Annotated in this window: 10 protein-coding genes; 7 read left to right on the forward strand and 3 right to left on the reverse strand. The window is 64.6% G+C overall.

What is annotated here, in order from left to right; translation table 11 throughout:
- The first annotated feature begins 61 nt into the window (after nucleotides 1-61).
- From VFZ66_10080 to VFZ66_10100, 5 genes are all read left to right on the forward strand, one after another.
- Nucleotides 62-688, forward strand: coding sequence for a bifunctional 4-hydroxy-2-oxoglutarate aldolase/2-dehydro-3-deoxy-phosphogluconate aldolase (locus VFZ66_10080; protein HEX6289529.1), 627 nt, complete (start codon nucleotides 62-64; stop codon nucleotides 686-688).
- A gap of 83 nt (nucleotides 689-771) precedes the next feature.
- Entirely contained in the window at nucleotides 772-2,445 is a 1,674-nt protein-coding gene (locus VFZ66_10085; GenBank protein HEX6289530.1) for an MFS transporter, read from the forward strand.
- A gap of 49 nt (nucleotides 2,446-2,494) precedes the next feature.
- Nucleotides 2,495-3,559 (forward strand): alpha/beta hydrolase family protein, encoded by a 1,065-nt coding sequence (locus VFZ66_10090; GenBank protein ID HEX6289531.1) that lies wholly within the window; start codon nucleotides 2,495-2,497, stop codon nucleotides 3,557-3,559.
- 54 nt (nucleotides 3,560-3,613) lie between these two features.
- On the forward strand, nucleotides 3,614-5,224 hold the full coding sequence (locus VFZ66_10095; protein HEX6289532.1) for an altronate dehydratase family protein: 1,611 nt from the start codon (nucleotides 3,614-3,616) through the stop codon (nucleotides 5,222-5,224).
- A 71-nt stretch (nucleotides 5,225-5,295) separates the two neighbouring features.
- Nucleotides 5,296-6,048, forward strand: a complete 753-nt coding sequence (locus VFZ66_10100) for a TIM barrel protein (GenBank protein ID HEX6289533.1) — start codon at nucleotides 5,296-5,298, stop codon at nucleotides 6,046-6,048.
- Between the two features lie 37 nt (nucleotides 6,049-6,085).
- On the opposite strand, the gene VFZ66_10105 is transcribed toward VFZ66_10100, so the two are convergent.
- Entirely contained in the window at nucleotides 6,086-6,850 is a 765-nt protein-coding gene (locus VFZ66_10105) for a glucose 1-dehydrogenase (GenBank protein ID HEX6289534.1), read from the reverse strand.
- 60 nt (nucleotides 6,851-6,910) lie between these two features.
- On the reverse strand, nucleotides 6,911-7,849 hold the full coding sequence (locus VFZ66_10110; GenBank protein ID HEX6289535.1) for a sugar kinase: 939 nt from the start codon (nucleotides 7,847-7,849) through the stop codon (nucleotides 6,911-6,913).
- Nucleotides 7,850-8,145: 296 nt separating this feature from the next.
- On the opposite strand from VFZ66_10110, the gene VFZ66_10115 reads away from it, so the two are divergent.
- Nucleotides 8,146-8,841 (forward strand): GntR family transcriptional regulator, encoded by a 696-nt coding sequence (locus tag VFZ66_10115; protein ID HEX6289536.1) that lies wholly within the window; start codon nucleotides 8,146-8,148, stop codon nucleotides 8,839-8,841.
- A gap of 62 nt (nucleotides 8,842-8,903) precedes the next feature.
- Nucleotides 8,904-9,989: a Gfo/Idh/MocA family oxidoreductase gene (locus tag VFZ66_10120; protein HEX6289537.1), complete on the forward strand. Its 1,086-nt coding sequence runs from the start codon at nucleotides 8,904-8,906 to the stop codon at nucleotides 9,987-9,989.
- 52 nt (nucleotides 9,990-10,041) lie between these two features.
- Here the strand turns inward: VFZ66_10120 and VFZ66_10125 are convergent.
- Nucleotides 10,042-10,496 (reverse strand): GntR family transcriptional regulator (locus VFZ66_10125; GenBank protein ID HEX6289538.1); only part of this gene is annotated, 455 nt, incomplete at its 5' end.

The following is a 10,496-nucleotide window of genomic DNA, read 5'->3' on the forward strand; positions in this document are numbered from 1 at the left end:
CGGCGATTGGGGTGAGGGCCTGCAACTTGAAGCTTGAGACTTACGAGTAGACGAGGACGGTATGACGCAGCTACTCGACACCTTGCGGAGCACACGCATTGTCGCGGTCGTACGCCTTGAGCGCTACGACCAGGCCGTAGCGGTCGCCGAAGCGCTGCTTGAGGGCGGCATCTCGGCGATCGAGTTTACGCTCACCGGCTCAGGCGCGCTCGACGCCATCGCCAGGACGCGCTCGGCGCTCCGTACCGACGCGCAGATCGGCGTGGGTACGGTGCTCCTGCCGGAGGCTGCCGAAGCCGCGATCAGCGCGGGCGCGCAGTTTGTAGTGACACCAGCCGTGCGCCCAGCGGTGATTGCCGCCTGCCGCTCGCGCGGCGTGCCGATCCTGTGCGGGGCGCTCACGCCGACCGAGGTGCTGGCGGCGCATGAGGCTGGTGCCGATGCGATCAAAATCTTCCCGGCGCGGGCGGTCGGTCCACAGTATCTCCGCGATCTGCTGGCACCGCTGCCGGGACTCCTGCTCGTCCCGACCGGCGGCATCGACTCCGGCAATGCACGCGCCTATCTCGATGCGGGAGCCGTTGCCGTCGGCATCGGCGGAAACCTGGTTTCGGCGCAGGCTGTGGCGGCTGAGGATTGGGCACAGATCACCGCGACGGCCCGCGCCTGCGTCGACGCGGCTCGGTGAGGCCGATTGCGGCGCAGGCTTCGATCGTGCCGCCACAATCATGGTTGCCGGTATGAGTCGTGCAGAGGCTAAGCGCTCACGGGTTGAACCACCGACTGGAGGTAGTTACGGCTGAACATCCCCCAACAACAGCGACGGCCTGGAGTCCGCTGAGGCAGCCGGTCTTTCGCGCGCTCTGGCTTGCGGCGCTCGTCTCGAACCTCGGCGCGCTGATGCAGGGCGTGGCGGCGGCCTGGCTCATGACCGAGCTAACGCCCTCGCCTGTGCCGGTGGCGCTCCTGACCACGATGTCGAGCCTGCCATTGTTTCTGGTCGGCTTACCTGCGGGCGCGCTGGCCGATGTCGTCGACCGGCGCTGGCTGGTGCTGGTGACACAGATCTGGATGCTGGCGGTCGCCGCGATCCTTGCCGGACTCACCGCGATCGGCTGGGCCACGCCCTGGGTGCTGCTGGGACTCACGTTCTTGCTCGGCCTCGGCGGCGCGCTGAGCGCACCCGCGTGGCAGGCGATCGTCCCCGATCTAGTTCCCAGGCATGAGTTCGCGGCGGCAGTTGCGCTCAACGGCGCGGGCTTCAACCTGGCGCGGGCGATCGGCCCCGCCCTTGGCGGCCTCATCATCGCCGCCGCCGGTCCAGCCGCCGTGTTCCTGCTCAACGCGGCCTCGTTTCTCGGCATCATGGTGGTCATGTATCGCTGGCAGCCGTCACCACGGGAGCAAGCGGCACCGCCGGAGCGCGTGCGCAGCGCCGTGGCGGCGGGTATTCGCTTCACGCGGCATTCGCCGCCGCTTCGCGCGGTGCTGGTCCGCACGGGCGTCTTTATCGGCACCGCCAGCGCGCTGTGGGCATTGCTGCCGGTCGTCGCTACCCGGCAGCTCGGCCTGAGCGCAACCGGATATGGCATCCTGCTGGGCAGCCTCGGCGTCGGCGCGATCAGCGGCGCGGGCATCTTGCCGCGTCTGCGCGTCCGCTTCTCCGTCGATCGGCTGGTGAGCACCCTCACGCTGCTCTTCGCCGCCGGGATCGTCGCGCTGGCCTATCTCCAGAATCTTGTGCTGCTCAATGCCGCGCTGGCGGTGGTCGGCTTGGGCTGGCTGAGCATTACCTCAAGCTTCAATGTCACGGCCCAGACAACCGTTCCCGCGTGGGTGCAGGCGCGCGCGCTTGGCGTCTACCTGCTGGTCTTCCAGGGCAGCTTCGCAGGCGGCAGCGCGGCCTGGGGCGTCGTCGCCGACTACTTTGGCGTGCAGACCGCGCTCCTGGCTGCTGCCGGTATGATGGTGCTGGGCCTGATCACCGCACGGCGCTGGCCGCTCACGATGGATGAGGAGCTGGATCTGAGTCCGTCGCAGCATTGGCCGCCGCCCAGATTGGCCTGGGAGCCGGAGCCGGAATCCGGGCCGGTCCTCGTCACGGTCGAGTACCGGATAGCCCAGCCGCAGCAGGCGGCATTTGTACAGGCGATGCAGGAGGTACAGGTCCAGCGTCTCCGAGACGGCGCGACCAGATGGGATTTGTTCCACGATGCCGCCGAGCCTGAGCGCTTCCTTGAAACGTTTGTCGTCGACTCGTGGGCCGAGCATCTCCGGCAGCACGAGCGCGTCACGATCGCCGACCGCGACGTGGAGCAGCGGGCGCTCGAGTTTCAGCAGCCAGGAGTCGAGCCGATCGTCTCGCATCTGATTGCGACCGTTGGCTCCGTCAAGGCGTCGAATGGACTGGCGAAGGCGCGGGGTATGTCCGACGGCGCGCGATAGCTGCCTGGAAGCAGCCCTGGTAGCCTGAGCGTATTGGAAAGGGATCAGCATGAGCAGGTCGGCAGAGCAGCACCTTCGCCCGCTGGCGTGGTACGAGGCCGTCTATGCGAGCGCGCCCCGGCGATTTGCGATCCCGGCGACGACCGATCCGACAGCCTGGGATGCCTGGCGCGCGGCATTTCGTGCCCGGCTGCGCGAGCGACTCGGCGGCCTCTCTGATGCGCGCGCGCCGATCGCGTGGACTGAAGCGCCGCCCACAGCGCGTACCGGCTACCAGCGTGTGTATGTCGAGTACGAGAGTACGCCCGGCGTCACCGTACCGGCCTGGCTCCTGATCCCGCAGGGCCTCACGCATGCGGCAGCGGCGGTGATCGCCGTACCCGGTCATGGCTACGGCATGGACGAGCTTGTCGGCATCGACGTGGATGGCAGCGAGCGTAGCGCGCCGCAGGGCTACCATCAGGACTTTGCGCTCGCGCTTTGTCGGCGGGGTCTGGTGGTGCTCGTGCCGGAGCTGCGGGCATTTGGACGCCGCCGCGAGCCAGAGGATCGGAACACTATCCCAGCCAGCAATGCGTGCCATGCGGCGGCGTGGTGGGGGATCATGCTTGGCAAGCCGCTGCTGGGCAGCCGCGTGTGGGACGTGCTGCGCGGCATCGATCTGCTCCAGTCGTGGCCCGACGTTGACGCGCGGCGGATCGGGATCATGGGCGGCTCAGGCGGCGGCGCGGTCGCGCTCTTGGCGGCGGCGCTGGAGCCACGGCTGCGCGCGGCGGTGATCAGCACCTATTTCTGCACCTTCAGGGACAGTATTCTCGCCATGCAGCACTGCCCGTGCAACTATGTGCCTGGCCTGCTTCAAGATGCCGAAATGTACGATATTGCCGCGCTGCTTGCCCCGCGCCCACTGCTGATCGAGGCCGGCACTGACGATCCGATCTTTCCGCTGCCGGGCGTGCTCGAAGCGTATGCGCGCGTGCGCGAGGCATACCGCGCTCAAGCAGCCGCCGACCGGCTGGATCAGGATGTGTTTGCCGGTGGACATCAGATCAGCGGCGCGAAAGCGTACGATTTCTTGTGGCACTGGCTGACGCATGAGGTAGACGCGGCCTGATCCAGGGATTGCATGCATCCTCCGAGGACGGGCAGCAACACGAGGAGCCGATTCATGAGTACCGATACCATCGCCTTCGTCGATAGCGCCCCGCGCCGGGCAGTACCGCTGCGCGAGGTGGCGATCTGGCTGCATCCCGATGACGACGTGGCGATCATGAAAGCCCATGTGCCCGCCGGAACCACGATCAGCCTACAGCAGCAGGCGGGACCCCCCGCAGCGCTCGCGGTGCGTCGGCTGATTCCCAGTGGACATAAGATCGCGCTGCGTGAGATTGCTCAGGACGCGCCGATCCGCAGATACGGCCAGGTGATCGGCTTTGCGACGCAGCCGATCGCGGCGGGCGAGCATGTGCATTCGCACAACCTCGGCGTGCACGATTTTGCCCGCGACTATGCCTTTGGCGTGGATGTGCGACCGGTTGAATACGTGCCGATCGAGCAGCGCCGAACATTCCTGGGCTATCAGCGGGCCAGCGGACGAGTCGCAACCCGCAACTATATTGCCGTGATCGCATCGGTCAACTGCTCGGCGCATACCAGCCGTGAGATCGCGCACGCCTTTACGCCGGAGCGCCTGGCGGCCTATCCCAACGTCGACGGCGTGATCGCGCTGACGCATCTCTCCGGCTGTGCCAATCGCATCAACGGGCCGGACTATGTGCTGCTCCAGCGCACGCTGGCTGGTATGGCGCGGCATCCGAATATTGGCGCGTACATCATCGTCGGGCTGGGCTGCGAGACGAATCAGATCGCTGACATGATTCAGAACTACGAGCTCCGCGCGAGCGACGAGGATGGCACGGCCCGAACACCGCCGCACCTCGTTATTCAAGGCGAGGGCGGTACTCGTACAACGATCGCGGCGGGTATCAGCGCGATCGATGCGTTGCTGCCGCTGGTCAACGACGTGCAGCGCACGCCGCAGCCGATCTCCGAGCTGATGCTTGCGCTCCAGTGCGGCGGCAGCGACGGCTGGTCGGGCGTGACGGCGAATCCGGTGCTCGGCATGGTCGTGGATCAGGTGGTCCGCCAGGGCGGCACGGCGGTGCTCGCGGAAACACCGGAGATCTACGGCGCAGAGCATCTGCTCACGCGGCGCGCGATCAGCCCTGAGGTGGGGCAGAAGCTTGTCTCGCAGGTGGGCTGGTGGGAAGCGCACGCCCGACGGCACGGCATGGAGATCGATAACAATCCGAGTCCCGGCAATAAAGCCGGCGGCCTGACGACGATCTACGAAAAGTCGCTTGGCGCGGTCGCCAAAGGTGGGACGATGCCGCTGATGGGTGTTTATGATTACGCCGAGCAGGTGACAGCACGCGGTTTCACCTTCATGGACTCGCCAGGCTACGATCCGGTTTCCGTTACGGGACAGGTGGCGGGCGGCTGTAATCTTGTGCTCTTTACCACGGGCCGTGGCTCGGTCTTTGGCTTTAAACCGGCGCCCAGCATCAAGATCTGCACCAATTCCACGACATACGCGCAGATGATCGACGATATGGATCTGAACGCGGGCACGATTCTGGAGGGCGTTCAGATGGGGGAGGTCGCTGCCGCGCTGCTGGATCTGGCGGTAGCCGTGGCCTCGGGACAGGCCACGAAGAGCGAAGCGCAGGGCATCGGTGAGGCGGAGTTCAACCCGTGGAACCTTGGGGGCACCTTATGAGCACCATGCCTCCGGCTGGTTCAGCAACAAGCGGCAGGAGCCGATTTCCTGCGCGCTTAGGCTTCGCCGTGATGGTTGGGGCGGATGGCACGCTGCCGGAAGCGGTCCTGATCGCCTTGAGAGAGGCAGGCTATACCGGGATCGAGCCCAACTGTTATCAACCGCACCACCTCAAGAGCATTGTTGAAGGCTGCCGCAGCGCTGGCCTGGCGATTCATGCCCTGCCGACCGGACGCTGGCTTGACGTGGCCGAGGCGCTCGAAGATTATGATCGGTACACTGAGAGGGCATTCGAGGTCTTGAGCGAGGGCGCGGCGATTGCGGCATCACTCGACGTGCCGCTCATCTTCGGATTAGTTCGCGGTCCAGGCGCGATACCCAGAGCGAGGGCAGAGGCGTTTCTCACGTCGGTTATCTTCCGCCTGATCCAGGCGACGCCGCACGTGAGCATGCTTGTGGAGCCGATCGCAGCCGACGAGGCGGCCTGGCCTCACACCCTTGACGATGGAGCGCGATTGCTGGAGCGGCTGAAGCTGCCCCAGGTGAAGCTGCTCGCCGATAGCTATCACATTGTTCGTTCCGGGCAAGATCCCCGGATTGAGCGCTACCGCAGCGCGATCGGGCATCTGCATATCCGCGACCACGCGAAACAGATTCCGACACGGAGCACGCCTGAATACGCGGCAGTGTATGCTTCCATTCTCCGCCTGTGGCGTGAAGAAGGCCTGATTCTGAGCTTCGAGCCTCATATCGATCTCAGCCACACCGGTGCGCATGCGATCGCGGGAGCGCAGTGGATCGAGCAGGCCATTGCCCAGGCCTGAGATCGGCTCCCGCTATCGGGCATATCGTCGGCTGCGGCTATGGCATCAACTGCCCGCCGTTGACCTCGATGATCTGCCCGGTGACGTAGCCGCTCAGCGCATCGGATGCGAGGAACACGAACGCGCCCACGCACTCCTCCGGCGTTCCGGCCCGGCCCATCGGGATCGTTGCGATCGTTGCCTGCATCTGTTCGGGCCTGGTGAAGCGCTCGTGAAAAGGCGTTAAGATCGTTCCGGGCGAGACGGCATTGACGCGAATGTTCGATCCCGCCAGCTCTTTGGCTAATCCACGGGTGAAGGTGCTCACCGCCGCTTTGCTGCTGGCGTACAGGATCGAGCCGCCGCCGCCGCCATTGCGCGCCGCAATCGAGGTGACATTGATGATGTTGCCGTGTCCTTGCCGCTGCATGATCGGAATGACCAGCTTGCAGGTCTGAAAGACCGCTGTCACGTTCACGTCGACGATCTCTCGATAGGTTTCGTCGGGCATGTCCGCCACCGCCTGGCGAATAATCAGGCTTCCGGCGTTGTTGATTAAGATGTCGATGCGTCCGAAACGCTCCATCGTTTGCTCCACCAGCGCGCGAAGCTGCCGTGGATCGGTGACATCGGCCTTGAGCAGCAGCGCCGTGCCGCCGCTCGTCTCAATATCTCGTGCGACACCCTCGGCGGCATCCTGACTCCGGTTGTAATGCACGACAACCCTGGCTCCGGCGGCTGCAAACGCGCGCGCGACGGCTGCGCCGATGCCGGTGCTCGCGCCCGTAACAAGCACGACGCGCTCATCGAAGCGGATCTCCATGTATCTTCTCCTTATCGGTCCCAAGTTCTTTGTTCTTTGTTCTTTCGTCTCGCTGATAGCTCAGCGACCAAGCTCTTTCCGTCCATCGAGAAACGACCATAGCTCGGCCTTTGTCGGCAGGCCCTCGTAATCGCCGACGTTCATCACGGCGTAGGCACCCATCGCGTTTGCGATCCGCAGGCGCAGCGGTGGATCGGCCTGCCAGAGATGCCCGGCTAGGTAGCCTGCCGCAAAGGCATCGCCAGCGCCGATGGTATCGACAGCGGTGACGGCGAAGGCCGGTCCTTCGACGATCGCGCCGCCGACCAGCGCCAGGCCGCCTGCGGCACCGCGCTTGAGCACAACTTCGCTCGGCCCTTGTTGCGCGAACGCTCGTAGCAGCGCTTCACTCGATGCACCCCACAGCGCCTCGGCTTCCTCGTCGCCGACAAACAGGAGATCGACCAGCGGCAGTAGCTCCTCGATCGCGGTACGCGCGTCCGCAGGACTCCACAGCTTGGAGCGGTAGTTGACATCCAGGCTGACGGCGACGCCACGCCGCCTGGCTTCCTGCATGGCCCAGGACATGAACCGCTGGCAGCTCGGCGAAAGGGCGGATGTAATGCCCGTCAGGTGCAGGAATTGCGCGCCGTCCAGGTATGCCGGATCGAAGGCATCCACGTCCATGGATGAGGCTGCCGAGCCGCGACGATAGTAGTATACCCGCACGATGTCGCCAACCCGCTCCCGCAGGTAGAGGCCGGTCGAGCCGTCGATCCGCCGTACCTGGCTGGTATCGACGCCTTCGGCGCGGACTCGTGCAAGGACCAGCTCGCCCGGCTCGTCGGTGCTGAGCCAGCTTATCCAGCCCACCTGCTCTGCGAGCCGGGCGAGCGCAATCGCCACATTTGACTCGGCACCGCCGATTCGCAGCTCTACCTGCGTCGCATGGCGTAGCCGCCCTGGCTGGGCCGGTGCCACCAGCACCATCGTTTCTCCGGCAGTAATAACCTTCGGCATGCTCCACCCTGATCCCTACGAAAGGCCATGCGCTCCATCTCGATACTCGTCAGCAACAGTCGTCAGCCAAGGCTGGAATCCGTATCCGGCTGTCGGCAACCGTTACAACCTTTCGATTGCCGAGGCATGGCCCTCGTGCTACAATAGCGGCAATTCTAACATATTACATGCCAGACCTGCGTCAGCCGCGTTGAGTAGGCCCACTGTTCCTTTAAGCGCTTTGGTTCGTGCTAGAATAGATGAAGCCTGTCGTGTTGCATACCAGACGTAGTGCCTTTGCGAGGTCTAGATAGCCTATGGAAAATCCGCTCATCACCTATCAACCTCTCAACTATATCGATCTTACCGAGCAGACCTACAGGGTGCTCAAGGACAAAATCCTGCGGGGCGAGCTGAAGCCCGGCATGCAAATTTCTGTGCCGAGCACGGCGGTTGCGCTCGGTGTCAGCCGCACGCCCGTGAACGATGCGCTGAAGCGGCTCGCCAACGACGGCTTAGTCGAGATTATTCCCCGACAGGGCACGTTCGTGACGGAGTTAACGGCGCGAGATGTGGCTGAGATCTTTGATATGCGCTTGATGATCGAGCTGTACGCGGCGGAGACGATTTTCCAGATCGGCGCGGTCGATCATGTCGCGGCAGCCCTGCAATCGCCGATGTCGGGCATGGAGCAGGCGATTGTCGGTAACGAATTTCAGGATCATGAGACGTTCACCATCAACGATCAAGAGTTCCATACGCTATTGGTCAAAACAACCGGCAACAATCGTCTCATCCGCACCTACACGCAGCTCCACGCCAACACCCACGGAGCGCGAATCCACTACCTTGCCTCGGGTGATGCCCAGGAAACGCACAACGAGCATCTGGCGATTCTCGCAGCGTTCAAAAATAATAATCTGGCGGAGGCCAGGCGAGCGCTGCGCGCGCATATCACCAGGGTCAAAGATAAGATGCTCGATGTGCTGGAGCAGCGCGGCGGGAAGCTCTAGCGGAAGACGGACGCTCAACGTTCGACGACCACGAAACTCGAAACGTGAGGAAGGAGGCTTGCGTGGTTGAACCTCTACGCTTTGGCATCCTGGGCTGCGGCGTGATCGGCCCGCACCATGCGCAGGCGATCAGCGGTCTGCCGGACGATGCGCTGCTGGTGGCGGTAGCCGATCGACATCGAGAGCGAGCCGAGAAGCTGGCACAGCAGCACGAGGCGGCGGCGTATACCTCGCTGGCCGATCTGCTGCGTCACCCGGAGCTTGATGCCGTCTGCATCTGCACGCCCAGCGGTGAGCACGCCGCGCATGTCGAGGCGGTGTTGCAGGCCGGGAAGCACGTCGTTGTGGAAAAGCCGGTCGACGTGACGCTGGAGGCGATCGATCGGCTGCGCGCTGTGCGGCGCTCCACCACGCAGAAAGTCGCGGTCATCAGCCAGCACCGCTTCGATCGATCCACGCGCATCGTGCGCGATGCCGTCGAGCACGGGCGCTTCGGGCGGCTCACCGTAGGTACGGCGCAGGTCCGCTGGTGGCGCTCACAGTCCTACTACGACTCCGGCGCGTGGCGCGGCACATGGGAGCAGGATGGCGGCGGCGCGCTGATGAACCAGTCGATCCATACGATCGATCTGCTGCAATGGATCATGGGTCCGGTGATCGAGGTCACGGCCTATACCGGCCTCCTGGCCCACGAGCGGATCGAGGTCGAGGATACCGCCGTTGCGATCGTCCGCTTTGCGAGCGGAGCGCTGGGTATCATCGAAGGCACGACCGCGGCCTATCCCGGTCTGACGGCGCGGCTTGAAGTGCATGGCGATCGTGGCTCCGCGATCATCGACAGCGACGAGCTACTCTATTTTCATAGCGCCGCGTCCGACGCGGAAGGGGCAAGCTACGGTGCCAGCGGCGACGGTAATCAGGCACACGACCTGCTCAGCCAATCTGCCGCCGATCCGCCTGCCGCTGCCGCCGGATCAGATCCCGCGAGTCTGTCGATGGCGCACCGCGAGCAGATCCGTGATTTCATTGCCGCGATCCGCGAAGACCGCGAGCCGCTGGTCAATATCGACGAGGGACGCAAGGCGGTGGCGATCATCCTGGCAATCTACGAGTCGGCACGCAGCGGTCGGCCTGTTCGCATCCAGTAGGCGAGATCGCTGAATCCGGCGATCACCACCAGGATCCCGCGCCCGTCGCTGCTCAGGTGTCGGCACGGCGCTCGCCCGACGCAGGCTCGGCGATGTTCGCCAGGTACGCGGTATAGGCGGCCAGTGCGCCCTGGTTGTGCGCCCGTACCACCTGCGCCAGCCGCTCCTCGTCCCGATCGAGCATCGCCTGCACGATCGCGTGGTGCTCCTGCTGCGCCTGCGCCAGCCGAAATACCAGCACATCCTTCAGGTAGTAGCGCCGCACGCGGTCCCACTGATCCAGCACCCGCGCGGTCATCTCCTGAAGCATCGGCATGTCCGTCATGCGCACGATCGCCAGGTGAAACGCGGTGTTCAGATCGGCCCATTGATGGTGCGCTGCTGACTCCACCGCCTGATCCATCGCCGCCAGCAGCTCGTGCAGGTGGTGGCGATCGGCGGGGGTGAGGCGCTGGGCGGCGGTGCGGGTGGCGACCAGCTCCAGGCCCTCCATGACGGTAAAGATCT

It is taken from the genome of Herpetosiphonaceae bacterium (genome assembly GCA_036374795.1).
Lineage (GTDB): Bacteria > Chloroflexota > Chloroflexia > Chloroflexales > Kallotenuaceae > LB3-1.

Excerpts from the sequence above, each read along its gene's own strand:
- VFZ66_10080 (HEX6289529.1), top strand. The coding sequence starts at position 62 with ATGACGCAGCTACTCGACACCTTGCGGAGCACACGCATTGTCGCGGTC.
- VFZ66_10100 (HEX6289533.1), top strand. The coding sequence starts at position 5,296 with ATGGTTGGGGCGGATGGCACGCTGCCGGAAGCGGTCCTGATCGCCTTG.
- VFZ66_10115 (HEX6289536.1), top strand. The coding sequence starts at position 8,146 with ATGGAAAATCCGCTCATCACCTATCAACCTCTCAACTATATCGATCTT.
- VFZ66_10105 (HEX6289534.1), bottom strand. The coding sequence starts at position 6,850 with ATGGAGATCCGCTTCGATGAGCGCGTCGTGCTTGTTACGGGCGCGAGC.
- VFZ66_10095 (HEX6289532.1), top strand. The coding sequence starts at position 3,614 with ATGAGTACCGATACCATCGCCTTCGTCGATAGCGCCCCGCGCCGGGCA.
- VFZ66_10110 (HEX6289535.1), bottom strand. The coding sequence starts at position 7,849 with ATGCCGAAGGTTATTACTGCCGGAGAAACGATGGTGCTGGTGGCACCG.
- VFZ66_10090 (HEX6289531.1), top strand. The coding sequence starts at position 2,495 with ATGAGCAGGTCGGCAGAGCAGCACCTTCGCCCGCTGGCGTGGTACGAG.